Origin of the sequence: Streptomyces sp. FIT100, from assembly GCF_024584805.1 — a bacterium.
Lineage (GTDB): Bacteria > Actinomycetota > Actinomycetes > Streptomycetales > Streptomycetaceae > Streptomyces.
This window is the reverse complement of sequence record NZ_CP075715.1, coordinates 3,683,830-3,699,679: the sequence shown is the minus strand read 5'-3', so window position 1 is coordinate 3,699,679 and position 15,850 is coordinate 3,683,830. Positions and strand designations below refer to the sequence as shown.

Annotated in this window: 17 protein-coding genes, 2 tRNA genes and 1 riboswitch; of the genes, 18 read left to right on the top strand and 1 reads right to left on the bottom strand. The window is 70.8% G+C overall.

All coding sequences use genetic code 11. The annotated features are described in order from the left end of the window. Positions 1-68 precede the first annotated feature (68 nt). The 18 genes from KK483_RS16435 (at position 69) to KK483_RS16350 (ending at position 14,450) form a co-directional block, all read left to right on the top strand. A tRNA-Lys gene (locus KK483_RS16435) sits at positions 69-141 on the top strand. A 303-nt stretch (positions 142-444) separates the two neighbouring features. Then, on the top strand, positions 445-1,206 hold the full coding sequence (locus tag KK483_RS16430; RefSeq protein WP_262005981.1) for a response regulator transcription factor: 762 nt from the start codon (positions 445-447) through the stop codon (positions 1,204-1,206). Between the two features lie 5 nt (positions 1,207-1,211). Beyond that, entirely contained in the window at positions 1,212-2,321 is a 1,110-nt protein-coding gene (locus KK483_RS16425; protein ID WP_262005980.1) for a sensor histidine kinase, read from the top strand. 223 nt (positions 2,322-2,544) lie between these two features. Beyond that, positions 2,545-2,823, top strand: a complete 279-nt coding sequence (locus tag KK483_RS16420) for an uberolysin/carnocyclin family circular bacteriocin (RefSeq protein WP_262005979.1) — start codon at positions 2,545-2,547, stop codon at positions 2,821-2,823. Between the two features lie 78 nt (positions 2,824-2,901). Continuing rightward, on the top strand, positions 2,902-3,447 hold the full coding sequence (locus KK483_RS16415; protein WP_262005978.1) for a stage II sporulation protein M: 546 nt from the start codon (positions 2,902-2,904) through the stop codon (positions 3,445-3,447). 25 nt (positions 3,448-3,472) lie between these two features. Then, complete coding sequence (locus KK483_RS16410) at positions 3,473-4,069, top strand: hypothetical protein (RefSeq protein ID WP_262005977.1); 597 nt, start codon at positions 3,473-3,475, stop codon at positions 4,067-4,069. 82 nt (positions 4,070-4,151) lie between these two features. Further along, the gene (locus KK483_RS16405) at positions 4,152-4,538 is read left to right on the top strand and encodes a hypothetical protein (RefSeq protein ID WP_262005976.1); all 387 of its coding nucleotides are present in this window, start codon (positions 4,152-4,154) and stop codon (positions 4,536-4,538) included. Position 4,539: 1 nt separating this feature from the next. Further along, on the top strand, positions 4,540-6,084 hold the full coding sequence (locus KK483_RS16400; RefSeq protein WP_262005975.1) for a hypothetical protein: 1,545 nt from the start codon (positions 4,540-4,542) through the stop codon (positions 6,082-6,084). Next, positions 6,081-6,692: an ATP-binding cassette domain-containing protein gene (locus KK483_RS16395; RefSeq protein ID WP_262005974.1), complete on the top strand. Its 612-nt coding sequence runs from the start codon at positions 6,081-6,083 to the stop codon at positions 6,690-6,692. The genes KK483_RS16400 and KK483_RS16395 overlap by 4 nt, the downstream gene beginning before the upstream one ends. Then, a complete protein-coding gene (locus tag KK483_RS16390; protein ID WP_262005973.1) occupies positions 6,683-7,615 on the top strand; it encodes an ATP-binding cassette domain-containing protein in 933 nt (310 codons plus the stop codon). Before KK483_RS16395 ends, KK483_RS16390 begins: the two co-directional genes overlap by 10 nt. Then, entirely contained in the window at positions 7,612-8,406 is a 795-nt protein-coding gene (locus tag KK483_RS16385) for an ABC transporter permease (protein WP_262005972.1), read from the top strand. The genes KK483_RS16390 and KK483_RS16385 overlap by 4 nt, the downstream gene beginning before the upstream one ends. Before the next feature lie 153 nt (positions 8,407-8,559). Then, the gene (locus KK483_RS16380) at positions 8,560-9,048 is read left to right on the top strand and encodes an FBP domain-containing protein (RefSeq protein WP_262005971.1); all 489 of its coding nucleotides are present in this window, start codon (positions 8,560-8,562) and stop codon (positions 9,046-9,048) included. 75 nt (positions 9,049-9,123) lie between these two features. Next, positions 9,124-9,324, top strand: coding sequence for a DUF5988 family protein (locus KK483_RS16375; RefSeq protein ID WP_262005970.1), 201 nt, complete (start codon positions 9,124-9,126; stop codon positions 9,322-9,324). 160 nt (positions 9,325-9,484) lie between these two features. Continuing rightward, positions 9,485-9,558 (top strand) — tRNA-Met (locus tag KK483_RS16370). Positions 9,559-9,685: 127 nt separating this feature from the next. Beyond that, positions 9,686-10,471, top strand: coding sequence for a MerR family transcriptional regulator (locus KK483_RS16365; protein WP_262005969.1), 786 nt, complete (start codon positions 9,686-9,688; stop codon positions 10,469-10,471). Positions 10,472-10,721: 250 nt separating this feature from the next. Next, entirely contained in the window at positions 10,722-11,807 is a 1,086-nt protein-coding gene (locus tag KK483_RS16360) for a PP2C family protein-serine/threonine phosphatase (RefSeq protein WP_262009541.1), read from the top strand. Between the two features lie 248 nt (positions 11,808-12,055). Further along, a riboswitch (cyclic di-AMP (ydaO/yuaA leader) is annotated at positions 12,056-12,191 on the top strand. Positions 12,192-12,202: 11 nt separating this feature from the next. Next, positions 12,203-13,261 (top strand): M23 family metallopeptidase, encoded by a 1,059-nt coding sequence (locus tag KK483_RS16355; protein ID WP_399014189.1) that lies wholly within the window; start codon positions 12,203-12,205, stop codon positions 13,259-13,261. A 244-nt stretch (positions 13,262-13,505) separates the two neighbouring features. Continuing rightward, positions 13,506-14,450: an aldo/keto reductase gene (locus KK483_RS16350; RefSeq protein WP_262005968.1), complete on the top strand. Its 945-nt coding sequence runs from the start codon at positions 13,506-13,508 to the stop codon at positions 14,448-14,450. Between the two features lie 39 nt (positions 14,451-14,489). On the opposite strand, the gene KK483_RS16345 is transcribed toward KK483_RS16350, so the two are convergent. Beyond that, complete coding sequence (locus KK483_RS16345; protein ID WP_262009537.1) at positions 14,490-15,806, bottom strand: PrsW family intramembrane metalloprotease; 1,317 nt, start codon at positions 15,804-15,806, stop codon at positions 14,490-14,492. Positions 15,807-15,850: the final 44 nt, after the last annotated feature.

Sequence of the window (15,850 nt, the reverse complement as noted above, 5' to 3'; positions counted from 1 at the left end):
GGGCCGGTGAGGCGATACCCGATCGGCGCACCGCCCCCGTCCGGCTATGCTCATGGATGACTCGTCGAGGGCCGTTAGCTCAATTGGCAGAGCAGCGGACTTTTAATCCGTTGGTTGTGGGTTCGAGTCCCACACGGCCTACCGCCTGCGGGTCGAGGGAAAACCTCTCTGACCTGCTGCTTAGCGCCTCAATCGGTTCCATCCGGTTGGGGCGCTTCGTCGTCGGTACGGCCCCCTCTGTCATGGCTGATACCAGAACATCCGCCGGCCGTCCTTCGGCCATCCCTCGGCGGCCTCGCGCGTTGAGGGACCTACCTGCGAAGTACGTCCGCTTCGACCCACCTTGACCGTGGGATAGTAGCGATGTCGACACCGGGTGAGGCGCCGTGACTCTGCGCTCGGCCTGGGCGAAGCGATTCCACAGTTTGCTGCACGGGGAAGAAAATGAACGAATCGGCCATACGCGTGATGATCGTCGATGACGAGGTCCTGATCCGGGAAGGGCTCAGACGGATCATCGGCACCTTCGAAGGTGTGCGTGTGGTGGCTGTCTGCCAGGGGGAGGAGGCCGTCGGCGAGGCCGAGCGGCAGAGACCGGACGTGGTCCTGCTCGACGTCAGGATGCCTGACCGCGACGGCCTCGGCGTGCTCGCGGACCTGCGCGCACTGGAGCGGCCCCCGGTGGTCGCCATGTTGACCGCCTTCGACGCCGAGGAGCACCTTTCGGAGGCGCTGCACGGCGGAGCGTCGGGCTTCCTCCTCAAGGACACCGCTCCTGAGCAGCTGGAGTACGCCATCAGGGAGTTGGCCGAGGGCGGCAGTGTCATCGCTCCGCGGGTGGCCCGCACCGTTGTCAGCGGGTACGTGAACCGGGCGGGCCGGCCGGGCGAGGCGGCCGTGGCGAGCGAGGGCGCGCGGCCGGTCGGGGGAATCCCCGCGCAGCCCAGGTCCGGTCCTGACCTGGCGGGAGCGACTGCCACGGGGGAGCTCACGGCGCGAGAGCGGCAAGTGCTCGAACTTCTCGCCGCGGGCCTGTCCAACACCGAGATCGGCAAGGAGCTCTATATCGCCACCACCACCGTCAAGGACCACGTCAGCGTCCTGTTCGGAAAGCTGGGCGTGGCCAACCGGGTGCAGGCGGCGGTCCGGGCCCACCAGCAAGGTCTGGTGAGCAGTGCGACGGCAGGAACACGACGTACGGCGTGATCCGTATGAGATTGCCCCGCCGGATCCGGCTCTCGGCCGAGCAGGTGGCCGTGGTGTGCGCGCTGGCCGAGCCGCTGACCGTACTCGACGAGTCCGGCCCGCTCGCGCTCGCCGTGTGTGTCCCGGCCCTGCTCGCCCTGCCGCTGCGCCGGCGCCTTCCGGTGACCGCACTCTGCGCCACGCTGCCGGCCATGGTCACCGGGTACCTGTTGCTGCCGTGGGTGATCACCATGTACGCCGTGGCCTCGTCCCGGCCGCAGGGCCGGGTCCTCTGGCCCTCCGGCCTGTTGATCGCCGCCGCGGTCTGCCCCTGGCCGCTGCCCGGGGTCGCCGACAAGACCCTGACGGAGCTGCTGAACGCCATCGAGGTGGCGGCTCTGCTGAGCGTCGGCTCGACCGCGCTCGGCCTGTTGGCCAGGGCCCGTGCCCAGACCCAGGCGCAGCTCGCCCGGCTCGAGGCGAGCCAGGCGCGTGAGCAGCGGCTGGGAGCCGAGCAGGCGGTGATCCGCGAACGGGCCCGGCTGGCCCGGGACATGCACGACACCGTCTCCCATCACCTGAGCATCATCGCCGTGCAGGCGGGCGCGCTCCGGGCCGTCGAGTCCGATCCGGCCAAGCGCGCCGATGTGGAGAGCATCCGGAAGCACAGTGTCCGGGCGCTGGAGGAACTGCGGGACACCGTGGGGGTGTTACGCCGCTCCGGGATCCTCGGCGCCACCGCGGCAGGTCGGCCGCACCTGGCGGACCTGCCGGGACTGGCGGCCGACAGTGCACTGGACGTCACCACCGACCTGCGTGCGCTGACCGAGCGGTCATGGCCGCCGGGCGTCGAGACGGCCGTGTACCGGATCGTTCAGGAGGCACTCACCAACGTACGCAAGCACGCGCCCGGTGCCCCGGTCGCCATCTCGGCGCTGCTCGCCGAGGACCGTGAGTCACTGGTGCTCGAAGTACGCAACGGCCCGGCCGCGCACCGGCGGGAGGACGCCGCGTTCCCCGCAGGCGGCCATGGGCTGGTCGGGCTCCGCGAGCGTGCCGAGCGCCTGGGCGGGCGGCTGGACGCCTCGCCCGGAGCGGATGGCGGGTTCCTGGTCAGGGCCGTGCTGCCGCTGTGAGGCGCTGACCCCGCGGTTCCGGAGAACGGGCGGATCAGCCTCCACCTGGAGGGGTCACTCGGGGGTACCGGCGGATCCGGCCCCTTGTCATGATCGTTCCCGACCCGAGCAACTGTACGAAAACGCCCGAAGGGGCCTTGCGGTCCCGTATCGACGCTACCGCTATGGGGCCGGTGCACCGGGGCCGCGGCCTTTCGGAAGAGATTCAAGGGAGTAGCCCGTCATGAACTCGTTCGCCACCAAGAAGACGGCCGGCACCACCGCGGCCGCCGGACTCATCAGCGTCATCGGCCTGACCTTCGCGGGTATCAGCGTCATGTACATCGCCGGCATGTTCGGCCTCTCCAGCTCGGTGGCCACCCAGATCGTCAACGCCGTCGAGGTCGGCGGCTGGGTCCTGGCCGCCGCGATGGCCCTGGTCTCCGGCGGTATCGCCGGCACGGTCGTCGCGACCGCCAAGTGGGCCATCAGCCAGTGGGGCAAGAAGGTCGCCATCTCCTAGGGGCACGATGACCGAGTAGCTGGGGAAATCACCATTTCACAGGCAACTCGCACGGCCGCCGGGGACGTTACGAGGCGCATGCTCGCCATCGCGTTCTCGGTGTCCCTGGCGGCGCTGTGCACAGGAATCGTGCTGGGCTGCACCAGCATGGACCCGGCGGGCGGGGACGGCGCCTGGGCGGACCCTGGTGGTCGGCCGGCCGATGTCTCCTTCGCCGATTCGTTCGGCCCCATTGTGCTGCGCAATACGGGAGCCGCCATGCTGCTGTTCTCCGGCGCGCTGACCGCGGGATTCTCCACCGTCGTGGCGCTCGGCCTGATGGCCGTGTACATCGGTGCCACATTCGGTGCGGCGGCTCGTACCGCGGGATTCCAGGAGGCGTTGGGCTCCATCGTCCTTTACGCGCCGCTCGAATTCCTCGGGCTGTTGCTCGCGGCCACTGCCGGAATGCTGCCCGTGGTGTCCGGCGTGGCCAATGCCCTGCACAGCAGCGCGGAGGACGACAGATCGCCCTTGCGGGCGTACGCGGAGTCGCTCGCGCTCTCACTCAAGACGCTGGGCGTCGCGGTCGCGGTCATTCTCGTTGCGGCCCTGGTGGAGTCAGTCGTGATAGCCGCTCGCTAGCCGAGGGGGGATTGGGGAAAGTCCTATGGCGGTGCCGGCAAGGGCCCTTGAGCCCGCCGAGTCGGAGAACAGCGCGAGAGGAGGGCCGGGGAAGGTCCGCACGCCCGGACCGACGAGCCGGGCCTTCTGGCTCATCGCGTACGGGCTGACGATCTCCGCCATTCTGCTGCGGCTGCCCACCCTGTACGAGACCGTCCGCCGGCAGCTGCAGAACAGCGATATGGCGGACAAAGTCCCGGACAAGAGCATGGAGGCGCTGGCCGTCAACGTCGGCCTGCTGCTGGCCGTGTTCCTGTCGATGCTGCTGCTGGCTGTCTTCTACTCGCTCGCCGCCGTGGTGGAGCGGCACGTCCTCACCATGCGGCGGCGGGTCGGCCGGGAACGGGGATTCGGGCTCGGTTTCGTCGTCGCGCTGCTGTGCACCTTCCCCGTGCACCTGGTCAGTTCGGCGCTCGACGTCTCCTCCCCCAAGACGACCGGTTGGTACTACCTGTACGTCCTGCTGGTCGCCGCGATCGCGCCAGTCCTTTTCCGTACGCACTGGGCCGGGCTCGGTCAGCGCAAGATCATCACGACCTATGCCTTCGCCGTCGGGCTCGCGGGACTTTCCCTCGCGATCTGAGGGGCGAGATCCCGGTCGAGATCCCAGCAAGCCGGTCGAGATCTCAGTGAGCCTCTCGAGATCCCAGCAAGAGGGAGATTCCATGCGCTTCACCACGTCACAGCCGGCCGTCTTATGGGCCGCCGCGGCCGTTGTCGCCCTCAGCGGCGCGACGTCCACCGTCTTCCTGGTCGCCCAGGAGTCCCGGGCGGCGGGCGTACCCGCATGGCTGCTGCCCGCCCTCGCCGTGCTGGGGGCCGCCGTACCGCTGGTCATCGTGCTGGTGCCGCGCAAACCCTCGTACCGGGCTGCCCTGGTGGCATTCCCACTCGCGGCCGCCTGCCATGCCGCGACCCTCGGCGCGTCCGGTGGGAGCTTGCCGCTGAAGGTCCTGCTGGGTCTGTCCATCGGCGTCTCCTTCCTGGTGTGCGTGCGGGTGACCCTGCTGCGTGCGGAGGCGTCGGAGAACCGGCCGAGGAATCGCTTCTGAGATGCCCTCACCCCGTACGTCCCCGTCCGGCCTGCGCAACACCGTCGACTTCCTGCTCTTCGAGCGGCTGAACGCGCTGGGCTGGAGCATGCCCATGCCGGTCTTCCGGGTGTTCTGCTTCACGGGCACCGCCCTGACGGTGCCGGTGCTGCTCGCCGCAGCCCTCCTCGGGGCGCGCCTGCTGCACCGGACGATCGAGCTGCCGGGCCTGGTCCTGGTCGGCGGCTTCCTGCTCGCCAACCTGTACGCGGGCGGGGTGTATCTGCTGCGCGAGGCGTTCTCCCGGCGGCGCCACAGCGTCAGCGGCAGCCCCAACGAACACTTCTTCCGGGCCCTCGACATCAGGGCCCGCGATGTCTTCCTGGTGTACTGCGCTGCCCGAATCGTGCACTTTCACGCCGCACTGTTCACTGTGGACGCGGCCTTCCTGTGCGTCTTCCGGGAGTCCTTGGCCGGTCCGCTCACCCCAGGGCTGATCTGCGTACCGCTGGTGCTGTGCGCGCTCACGCTGGCCGTGTCCGCCCGGCTCGCCGCGCGTGCTGATTCCACCGCAGCGGCTGCCGGGCCAGGCGTGCACGCGACGGTGGCCCTGGTGGTTTTCGCCACGGGTCTGGCGACGGGGGCACTGCTGGACGCCCCAGGGGCCGCGGGCACCGCGGGCGCGCGCGGCCGGGGCGGAGGCGTGGGCTCGGGAACGGGCACGGGGCTGGTCGAGCTGCTGGCCCTCGGTGTGACGGTGGTCTGTGCGACCCTGGCCGCCGCCGCTCTGCTGAGCTGCATGCGCGACTGCCGCCGCCTGGACGGGAGTGCGTTCGCCATCCGCCCTTCCGGACGGTCCGCCACCGTGCCGGCCATGGCCTTCCGGCCCGCACGGCTGCCGCTGCTGCCGGTCGTGCACCGGCACTTCACTTCCAGCCGTACGTACCCGATGATCAGGCGGGCCTACGCGGCCCTGCTGACGGCCGTCCTGCTGCTGGCCGGAGTACATGCCTCCGGCAGCGGGCTGCTACCTCTGCCGGCCGGAGCCGAACGGCTCGTCACGCGTACCGCGGTCGCCCTTGGCTTCGTCCTGCTGCTGGGCTGCGTGGAGCTGGTGCTGGCCACCAGCGGGCCGACCGCGCTCGGCCCCCAGTTCCGTTCCGCTTGGGAGAACCTGCTCTCCCACCGCCATGTCGCGGTGAGCGCCACGCTGTACTACACCGCCCACGCTGTGCTCCTCGCCGCGGGCGTGGCAGCGGCAGCCGGCCTGGTGAGCGGCACAGTCCTGTGGCAGCTGCCGTTCCTGGGACTCGGGGTCATGTCCGCCTCGTTGATCGCGGAGTCGCTGGCGTCCGCGCCGAGACAACTGGTGGACGGCACCAGCGCGCCCGGCGTGTTCGTGGCATGCGTCTCCATCGGGCTCGCCCTGCCCGCCCTCGTGGGCAGCACTGCGCAACCCCTGTCCCTGCGGCTGCTGACCGCCTTCTACAGCGTCTGTCTCTTCGGAGGAGCAATCACGTGCATCGGCCGTCGCATCAGGACCCTGCCCTTGAGATCCGTGACGTGACCGCGGGCTATGTGGAGGGAAGCCCGGTGTTCAGCGGGCTCTCGCTCTCCTTCGGCAGAACGGGCCTGGTGCATGTGAGGGGCGGCAACGGCACGGGCAAGTCCACCCTGGTGGAGCTCTGCTCGGGGTACCTCGTGCCGTGGCAGGGCACCGTACGGGTGGGCGGCCTGGACGCGAACAGCCCGGCAGCCCGGGCCGGCCGCCGAATCTGCCGTACCCAGCCCGCCCTCTACCCCGATATGACGGTCAGGGACCACATCGTCTTCACCTCACGGTGCCGCGGCGCTGCCCCCGACGGCGGCCTGGACCGCGCGGTCCGGCTGGGTCTTGGGCCCTGGCTGGACCACGCTGCGAAGACGCTGTCCACCGGCAACACCCGCAAGCTCTGGTACGTCATCTGCACCCTCGGCAGTTTCGGCTGCGCGGTCCTGGACGAGCCGTTCAACGGCATCGACCAGGAGGGCGTGGAGAAGATCGCCGGGGAGCTCTCGCTCTGGGGTGCCGACCGTCTGGTCCTTCTCATCAGCCACACGCTGCCCGCTGCCCTGACGGTGACGGACGAATGCGTACTGGACCGAGATCTGCGTTCTGGAGAGTCATGGCACTGATCGAGGCCCGCGGCCTCACGAAGCGATACGGCGGGAAGACGGTCGTGGAGGACCTGTCCTTCCGCGTGGAGCCGGGAAAGGTGACGGGCTTCCTCGGGCCCAACGGCGCAGGGAAGTCGACCACCATGCGGCTCATGCTGGGACTCGACGCGGGTGAGGGCGAAACCCTCTTCGACGGTGTTCCGTACCGCGAACTGGCCCGGCCCGCACGCCGGGTCGGGGCGATGCTCGACGCACGCTCCTTCCACCCGGCTCGGACGGCCGTCAACCATCTGCGGATGCTCGCGAAGGGGGCCGGACTGCCGGTCTCCCGCGCCGACGAGGTGCTGGAACAGGTGGGCCTCGGCTCGGTCGCCACCACCCGGCCCAGGGGCTTCTCGCTGGGTATGGGCCAGCGGCTGGGCCTTGCCGCGGCGTTGCTGGGCGAGCCGGACACGCTGATCCTGGACGAGCCCGCGAACGGGCTCGACCCGCAGGGCATCCACTGGCTCCGGGAATTCCTGACCCGGTACGCGGCCGGCGGCAACTCCGTGCTGATCTCCTCACACCTGCTCGCCGAGGTGGAGGCGGTCGCCGACCACCTGGTGGTCATCGGCCGCGGGCGGCTCCTCGCCGACCTGCCGCAGGCCGAGTTCATCCGCACCTTCGAGCTGGAAGCAGTGCTCGTGCGCACCTCCGACGCCGAGGGGCTGGCCCAGGCGGTGGCGGAGGAGGGCGGCACGGTACTGGAGCGGGAAGCCGAGCTCGTCGTCGTACGCGGACTGGCCCAGCGGCGCATCGCCGAGATCGCCGCGGCCCTCGGGATCCTCGTCTACGAACTGGTCGCCCGTACCTCCACGCTGGAGTCCGCGTACCTCCGCGCCTCGGCGGAACAGACCGACTACGACGCCCGGCGGGCCGGACAGGAGAAGGCGACGGCATGAGGACGGCGCTCGCGTACGAATGGTGGCGGCTGCGGACCCTGCGCAGCACCTGGTGGACGGCCGCCGCCACCCTGATGGTCACCGCGTTGCTGGCCTTGGCCTTCGGGGCCCTGATCAAGGACATGTCGGCGGACCGAGGACAGGCCGTACCGGTGTCCGAGCTGCTGGTGATCATGTTGACGAAGTCCCCGCTGACACCGGTGACAGCCGGCGCACTGGGCGTCTTCGCCATGGGTCATGAATACCGGTACGGCACGATCCGCACCACCCTCGCGCTGACCCCCCGCCGGTCGGTCGCTTTCGGCGCCAAGGCCGTGTCGATCGCCGCATTCAGCGCCGTGCTCGCGCTGGCCAACCTGGCCGTCGCCTGGGCCGTCGCCCTCCCTGTTCTGGCCGGCGAGTCCCTGAGCGGGGTCCCGGCGGCGCTCCTGGTCCGCGTCCATATCGGCCACGTGCTGCTGGTCGCGGGCTGGGGCCTGGCAGGCGTGGCCCTGGGCGCGCTCATCCGCTCCCAGACCGTGGCTCTGCTGACCTTGCTGGCGGTCCCCTTCGTGGTGGAGCCGATGCTCCGCGCGGTCCTGGCCAACTCGGGCCAGTCGCTGCTGGAGCGTGTGGCGATGTTCCTGCCCTTCACCGCGGGCAGCGCCATGACCGGCGCGGCGGACGCGGGCAGTGCCCTCCTGGACAGCGGCGCCCAGTTGGGCCCGCTCGCGGGTGGCGTGGTCTTCCTCGCCTTGATCACGGCGAAGACGGCAGCGGCGGCGACGGCCTTCCGACGCCGCGACGCCTGACGCCGCGACGCCTGACGCCGCGACGCCCCGGCGCCTGACGCCGCGACGCCCCGGCGCCTGACGCCGCGACGCATGACGTCCCGAACGAGGAGGGTCTCGTCGCGACGCTTAATCAGTTGCCCGGGGCTCCTAGGGGTTCGTAGCGTCGCCGGCATGAAGGAACTCACCGAGCCGGAGATCCGTGCGTCGTTCGTCAACTGCTCGAAGGGTGAGGCCAAGCGGCTCGCCGTCCCCCGCGATCTCGCGGAGCGGCCCTGGAGCGATCTCGACTTCGTGGGGTGGCGCGATCCGGGTGCGCCCGATCGCAGCTATCTGGTCGCCGAGCGGGACGGCCGGCTCATCGGTGTGGCGCTCCGCTTCCCCTCCCGGCAGCGCGGATATCTGCACCGCAGCATGTGCTCGCTGTGTCTGACCACCCATCCCGGGGACGACGTCTCGCTGATGACGGCCCGCAGGACGGGCCCGGCGGGCCGTGAGGGCAACTCGGTCGGTGCGTACATGTGCACCGACCTGGCCTGCTCCCTCTATGTGCGCGGCAAGAAGGAGGCGGTGCCCGGGGGCCGCCTGATCGAGTCCCTCACGGTCGAGGAGCAGATCGCGCGCACGAGGAGCAATCTGTTCGCGTTCCTGGGCCGGCTCTGAACCGCCTCTGCCTCCTCGGGGCGCTCTGATCGCGTACAAGGTGCGAGGTGGTTCCCGGGTGGGAAAACTGGAGGTATGGCTACCAAGGCACTCCTGGAGGGTGGTCCGGACGATCTGCAGGGGCAGATCGTGCCGATCACACCCCCTGGCCAGGAATTGAAGATTCCGCATCGCGGCGGCTACGAGCACTTCAAGGCCACGACGCGCCATGAGGACAGCCCGGAGGGCCGGGTCACCGTGTACGAGTGGTGGGAGCGGACGGAGGTCGCCGAGTAGGCGCGCCGGGGGACTGGGTGGGGGCCTGGGGCGGGGGCGCCGCCCGTGGCCGGGCGTTCTGGACGACCCGGGCGCCGGCCGTGGCCGGGCGTTCTGGACGACCCGGGCGGCGAAAGTGGAATTGATCTTGCTCCGGATGGCGTAAGGTGGTGTTTACCGACGCGGGGTGGAGCAGCTCGGTAGCTCGCTGGGCTCATAACCCAGAGGTCGCAGGTTCAAATCCTGTCCCCGCTACTGAAGGCCGAAGGCCCGGGACCGATCAGGTCCCGGGCCTTCGGCATTTTCGCATTCTCCCGTTCTCGCGGTTTCGCCAGACGGCTCGCTTGACCTTTACGCAACGTCAAGTTCTAGCGTGAGGGTCATGGAGTGGTCGATCCAGGAAATCGCCAGGAAGGCCGGCACGACGAGCCGAGCGCTCAGGCACTACGGAGAGCTCGGGCTCCTCACGCCGAGCCGGATCGGCAGCAACGGCTACCGCTACTACGACCAGGACGCCCTCGTCCGGCTGCAGCGCATCCTGCTGCTGCGCGAGCTGGGCCTCGGCCTGCCGGCGATCGCGCAGGTCCTGGAAGGACAGCGGGACACGGCCGCCGCCCTGCGCACCCATCTGAGGCTGCTGGAGCAGGAGCGGGAGCGCATCGGGCGGCAGATCGCCTCGGTGCGGACCACTCTCGACCGCACGGAGAGAGGAGAGGAACTGATGGCGGAAGAAGTCTTCGACGGCTTCGACCACACCCGGTACGAGGCGGAGGTCACCGAGCGCTGGGGCCGCGAGGCGTACGAGAAGGGTGACCGCTGGTGGCGCTCGCTCAGCGCCGCGGAGAAGCAGGAGTTCCAGGACCGGCAGGCCGGGATCGCCCGCGACTTCGCCCAGGCACGGAAGGACGGCCTCGCGCCGGACAGCGAGGAGGCGCAGGCGATCGCGCGGAGGCACATCGAGTGGCTGTCGGTGACGGTCACGCCGACGAAGCCGTACATCATCGGGCTCGGCGAGATGTACGTCGCCGACCCGCGCTTCACGGCGAACTACGACCGGCACGGCGAGGGGACAGCGGTCTTCGTCCGTGATGCCATGAAGGTGTACGCGGAACGCAACCTCGCCGACGAGACCGACGGCGGTGCCGGCAGCGGCAGCGGCGACGACTGAGCCGGCGGGCGCGCACCGCTCACGCCCGGTCACCAGGAGGGCCCCCTGGTGACCGCGGACACCACCTAGCCCGGTTGGCCGACGGCGAGTCGCACCACGGCGCGGCTGCCGCCAGCCTGAGTGGGGCGGGGTACCGTCCGCAGCCGTGGGCGGGACCTGGCGGACCTGGCAGGAGAGACCACTGGTGGGGCAGCGAGCAGGCGGCGACGACGAGCGAGGGCCGCGGCGTGACGGTGGCCGCCGGGTCGTCATGGCGCTGCCCGTGCTGATCATCATTGCCGGCGTCTTCTTCGACCTCGGCACCCCCGCCTCGTTCACCGCCTCCCCCCTCTTCGCCGCCGCGCCCCTGGTCGCCGCCCCCTTCTTCTCCCCGCTGTACACGCTCATGACGGGCGTCGCCGCCGTCGGGACGGTGGCCGCGCTGCACGCGTACAACGAGAGGACCAGCGAGATCCCGGCGGTGACGGAGCTGCTGACCGTGTTCACGGTCTCCGTGCTGGCCCTCTTCATCAACCAGGTCGTGCGGCGCAGCGGCGAGCAGCTGGCCTCGGCGCGGGTCGTCGCGGAGGCCGCCCAGCGGGCGGTGCTGCCCTCGCCGGCCGAGCGGATCGGCGGGCTGCACATCGCGGCGCGGTACGAGGCGGCGCAGGCGGACGCGTCCATCGGCGGTGACCTGTTCGCCGTGCAGGACACCCCGTTAGGGGTGCGGCTGGTGGTCGGGGACGTACGGGGCAAGGGGCTGGACGCGGTCGAGGCGGTGGCCGTCGTGCTGGGCGCGTTCCGGGAGGCGGCGGAGCAGGAGTCCTCGCTGGAGGGGGTCGCGCAGCGGCTGGACCGGGCGCTCGCGCGGGAGGGCACACGGCGCTCCGGGCTGGACGCGTTCGAGGGCTTCACGACCGCCGTGCTCGCCGAGATCCCGCGCGGGGACGGGCACGTCCGGGTGGTCAACCGCGGCCATCCGCCGCCGTACGTGCTGTACGGGGACGGCGCCCTGGAGACGCTGGAACCGGCCGAACGGGCGCTGCCGCTCGGCATGGGCGACCTCGGCTCGTGGCCGGACCGCGCGGACGAGGCCGCGTTCCCGTCCGGAGCCACTCTGCTGCTCTACACGGACGGACTGACGGAGGCCCGTGACGCGCAGGGCGCCTTCTACGATCCGGGCGGCCGGCTGGGCGGGCGGATCTTCCCCGGCCCCGACGAGCTGCTGGACGCGCTGGTGGCCGACGTACGCCGCCATACGGGCGGCCGGTCGACGGACGACATGGCGCTGCTGGCGGTCAGCCGGCCCGGGGACCGGCAGCCGGAGCGGCGCCGGACGATGCCGGTGGTGCCGTGACCCGCCCCGAGGGCATGCTTGCGACCCTGTGTAATCGAAGCAGAGCCCTCCGCATAACATTTGATGCACCGTCAGATGTACTGGCCGGAATGAGCTGGGGTCAACTCGCCCGATTGTCCCCGCTTGTGAAGGATAAGTCCTGGCCAAAGTCGTTAACGATCAGTCGGAACGGCTTGGAATACGACCCCCGCGTCTATTAACGTTCGATAACGCAGCGCGGTCGTCCCAGCCGTCGCAAGAGACGGCACCGTGCGCACGCGCCGAATCCCGAAAGGGAACCGGGGAACCACTAATTGGGGTGAATCGGGCACTTCGCGGTGCTCGTAGGAGACCTTCCTGCTCCGAACCCGTCAGCTAACCCGGTAGGCGAGAAGGAAGGAAAGGAGCACGCCTCCGTGGCGTCCAACGAGCCTGCCCTCCAAGATCCCCCCAACACCGAGTGGATGCCCGCCGACGCGTGGGCCCCGGCCGCCGGGGCGGAGGAATGGAACCCGACCGAGGAGACCGTTCGCCCGGTCCGCGGCAGGCACCGCGTCGTCAAGCAGCGCAACGGACTTGCCAGGAGCTCCACCGTCCTCGGAGTCGGCGTCATCGCCGCGGTCGGCGCCGGCGGCATGGCCACCGCGCAGGACAAGCCCGCGGTCTCCATCTCCCTGCCCGACACCATCACGGACAAACTCCCCGACGCCAAGTCCCTGCCCGGCGTGGGCTCCCTGGTGGCGGACGACTCCGACGACGAGGACGGCGACCGCAACGACGCGCCGCTGACCGCGCTCTCCGTCGCCGACACGGCGTCCGCGAGCAGCAGCGAGCAGAGCGGGGCGGGCGCAGGCGAGGCCCTGCGCGCCCGGATTCTCCAGCAGGCCGAGCAGCAGCGGGCCGAAGCCGAGGCCGAGGCGAAGGCCGCCGCGGAGAAGGCCGCAGCCGAGAAGGCCGCGGCGGAGGCGAGAGCCCAGCAGACCGCCGCGGAGAAGGCCGCCGCCGAGGCGAAGCGGAAGGCCGAGGAGGAGGCCGCGCGCAAGGCGGAGGCCGAGCGGCTGGCCAAGCTCGCCGCGAGCTACTCCCTGCCGACGTCCTCGTACACGATCACTTCCACGTTCGGGCAGGCCGGGTCCATGTGGTCCTCCGGCTACCACACCGGCCTCGACTTCGCGGCCCCCACCGGCACCCCGGCGAAGGCCGTCCACGGCGGCACCGTCAAGTCCGCGGGCTGGTCCGGCTCGTACGGCTACCGCGTGGTGCTGGAGCTCGAGGACGGCACCGAGATCTGGTACGCCCACCTGTCGTCGATGACCGTGTCCGCCGGACAGGCGGTGACCACGGGCGACACGATCGGCCGCGTCGGCGCCACCGGCAATGTCACCGGACCGCATCTGCACCTGGAGGTGCACACGGCGGGCGGCGACGGGATCGACCCGGCGGCGTGGCTGCGGGACAAGGGCATCAGCATCTGAGTCTCTGGGTCTCTGAGTCCCTGGGTTCCCTGAGGCGCTGGGTCCTGCCCAGCCCTCTGGTCCCTGGGTCCTTGCGTCTCTGGGTCCCTGAGGCGCCGGGCACTGGAGCCCGACCCTCGGGTCCCTGGAGCCTTGGCTCCTTGGCTTCGTGGCGCCTTGGGAGTTGAGGTCGGGGCCGCTGCGTGAGGCGGCAGTGGACGGGCGGATTCCGGAATCTCGGCGGGCAGGGAGTCGTTGGGCAGGCATGACGTCACTGCGCCCGCTGGGCTCGTCCGATCTGTCCGTCTTCCCGCTCGCCCTCGGCGGCAATGTCTTCGGCTGGACCGCCGACGAGTCGGAGTCCTTCGCCGTGCTCGACGCGTACGCGGCGGCCGGAGGCAACTTCGTGGACACCGCCGACGCGTACTCGGCATGGGTCCCCGGCAACGAGGGCGGCGAATCCGAGACCGTCATCGGCAACTGGATGGCCCTGCGAGGCAACCGCGCCGACGTCGTCGTCGCCACGAAGGCCGGCGCGCACCCGCAGCACAAAGGGCTCTCCGCCGCCACGATCAAGGCGGCGGCCGAGGACTCGCTGCGCCGACTGCGCACCGACCACATCGACCTGTACTACACGCACTTCGACGATGTCTCCGTACCGGTCGAAGAGATCATCACGGCCCTCGACCGCCTGGTGAAGGACGGAAAGGTCCGCGCCATCGCCGCGTCCAACCTCTCCGCCGAGCGGCTCCAGGCATCGCTGGACTTCTCGGAGCGCGAGGGCCTGGCCCGCTACGCCGTCCTCCAGCCGCCCTACAACCTGGTCGCGCGTGACGCCTACGAGGGCGAGCTCCAGGACACGGCCGCCAGGGCCGGCCTCGCCGCCGTCCCCTACGCCGCGCTGGCCTCCGGATTCCTCACCGGCAAGTACCGGGAAGGGAAGGCGGTCGACAGCGCTCGGGCGCAGCGCGCCGGCCAGCACCTGGAGACCGAGCGCGGCCGGCGGGTGCTGGCGGCGCTCGACGACATCGCCGCGGCCCGGGGTGCGGAGGTCGCGACGGTCGCCCTCGCCTGGCTCGCGTCCCGGCCGACCGTCGTCGCGCCCATCGCCTCCGCACGGACGGTGGAGCAGCTGCCGGCTCTGGTCGCGGTCGCGGAGCTGGAGCTCGCCGAGGACGAGCTTGCGCGGCTGACGGCGGCGTCGGCGTAGACCCACCCCTGCCCGGTGCTGGTAGCGCCCGGCCGGGCGCTACCAGCGGTACGGGTTGTAGCTCCCGTAGTCCAGATACGGCGGCGGGAGCCGGACCCGCCCCGTCGCCCCGGCCGCGTAGGTGAGAGCAGGGGACGCGACGTGCTTGCGCTGCCAGAGGTGGTGGAGCAGCTCCTGCTCACGGGCGGCGAAGTCCGGGCCCGCCGTGCCGCGGTGGGCCCGGTGGCGCAGGAAGGCGAGCGAGGTCGCGAACGCCTCGTACTCGGTCACGGTGCGGGCGGCTGCCGAACCGTGAGCGCGGCCCACCAGGTCACGGGCCATCGTGCGCGCCCGCATCGAGGAGAGGGCGAACGGCTCGGCGGCGGAGAGCCAGCCCGCGGCGGCGTATGCGGGCAGGTGCGTCGCGACCGTGCGCAGCTCGCGCTGGCGGGTCCAGATCGCCAGCCAGGTCAGCAGCCCGAAGGCCGGGACCATGAACGCCCCGTACACCGCGTAGAAGCCCCAGGGGCCGAACACCCCGGAGCCGTTCCACAGCGCGTGCATCGCCATCGCCATCGCCAGGCCGAGCAGCGGCAGCACGGTCCTGACGAACCTGCGCCGGTGCGGTGTGTTCGCCGCGATGCCGAAGCCGATGCCCGTCAGCACGGTGAAGAGGGGGTGCGCGAACGGCGACATCACGATCCGTACGAAGAAGGTCGCCGCGGTGACGGACGCGAAGCCGGAGTGGCCGAACTCCTGGTCCTCGCCGAACGCCGTGCCGAGATAGAGGATGTTCTCGGTGAAGGCGAAGCCGGTCGCGGTGAAACCGGCCACGACGACGCCGTCGACGAGCCCCGTGAAGTCCTGTCTGCGGAAGAGGAAGAGAAGCAGGATCGCGGCCGCCTTCGCGCTCTCCTCCACCACCGGTGCGATGACCGTGGCCCCGATCGTGTCCGCGGACGCCGGGTCGGCCGTCGCGGTGGCTATCCACTGCGTCGCGAACGAGTTGGCGATGATGGCGACGAGCGCGGCGGCGCAGGCGCCCCAGGCGAAGGCGAAGATCAGATTGCGCCAGGGGCCCGGCTCGACCCGGTCCAGCCAGCGGAACGCCGCCATCAGCAGCGGCACCGGCAGCACGGCGAGGCCGAGGCCGACGAGGAAGCCCTCGGTGCCGGTCTCCTCGCGCACCAGTGCGAGGAGGACGAGCCCGCAGAGCGCGAGCAGCGTGAATACGGCCCCCACGCGCAGGGCCTTGCTGCGCCAGAAGGCGCGGCGCGGCTTGTAGCGCCAGTGCGTGCGCTCCGGAACGGCGTCGAACAGCGGTTGTTCGCCGCACGCCGGAACGACGGGGTGCGGAGCCGCAGGAAGCTGCTGCATGGGCCGGTGGGACACGCATCGACCCTAACGAGGCGCACTGACAG

Excerpts from the sequence above, each read along its gene's own strand:
- KK483_RS16430 (WP_262005981.1), top strand. The coding sequence starts at position 445 with ATGAACGAATCGGCCATACGCGTGATGATCGTCGATGACGAGGTCCTG.
- KK483_RS16425 (WP_262005980.1), top strand. The coding sequence starts at position 1,212 with ATGAGATTGCCCCGCCGGATCCGGCTCTCGGCCGAGCAGGTGGCCGTG.
- KK483_RS16420 (WP_262005979.1), top strand. The coding sequence starts at position 2,545 with ATGAACTCGTTCGCCACCAAGAAGACGGCCGGCACCACCGCGGCCGCC.
- KK483_RS16415 (WP_262005978.1), top strand. The coding sequence starts at position 2,902 with ATGCTCGCCATCGCGTTCTCGGTGTCCCTGGCGGCGCTGTGCACAGGA.
- KK483_RS16410 (WP_262005977.1), top strand. The coding sequence starts at position 3,473 with ATGGCGGTGCCGGCAAGGGCCCTTGAGCCCGCCGAGTCGGAGAACAGC.
- KK483_RS16405 (WP_262005976.1), top strand. The coding sequence starts at position 4,152 with ATGCGCTTCACCACGTCACAGCCGGCCGTCTTATGGGCCGCCGCGGCC.
- KK483_RS16400 (WP_262005975.1), top strand. The coding sequence starts at position 4,540 with ATGCCCTCACCCCGTACGTCCCCGTCCGGCCTGCGCAACACCGTCGAC.
- KK483_RS16390 (WP_262005973.1), top strand. The coding sequence starts at position 6,683 with ATGGCACTGATCGAGGCCCGCGGCCTCACGAAGCGATACGGCGGGAAG.
- KK483_RS16385 (WP_262005972.1), top strand. The coding sequence starts at position 7,612 with ATGAGGACGGCGCTCGCGTACGAATGGTGGCGGCTGCGGACCCTGCGC.
- KK483_RS16380 (WP_262005971.1), top strand. The coding sequence starts at position 8,560 with ATGAAGGAACTCACCGAGCCGGAGATCCGTGCGTCGTTCGTCAACTGC.
- KK483_RS16375 (WP_262005970.1), top strand. The coding sequence starts at position 9,124 with ATGGCTACCAAGGCACTCCTGGAGGGTGGTCCGGACGATCTGCAGGGG.
- KK483_RS16365 (WP_262005969.1), top strand. The coding sequence starts at position 9,686 with ATGGAGTGGTCGATCCAGGAAATCGCCAGGAAGGCCGGCACGACGAGC.
- KK483_RS16360 (WP_262009541.1), top strand. The coding sequence starts at position 10,722 with ATGGCGCTGCCCGTGCTGATCATCATTGCCGGCGTCTTCTTCGACCTC.
- KK483_RS16350 (WP_262005968.1), top strand. The coding sequence starts at position 13,506 with ATGACGTCACTGCGCCCGCTGGGCTCGTCCGATCTGTCCGTCTTCCCG.
- KK483_RS16345 (WP_262009537.1), bottom strand. The coding sequence starts at position 15,806 with ATGCAGCAGCTTCCTGCGGCTCCGCACCCCGTCGTTCCGGCGTGCGGC.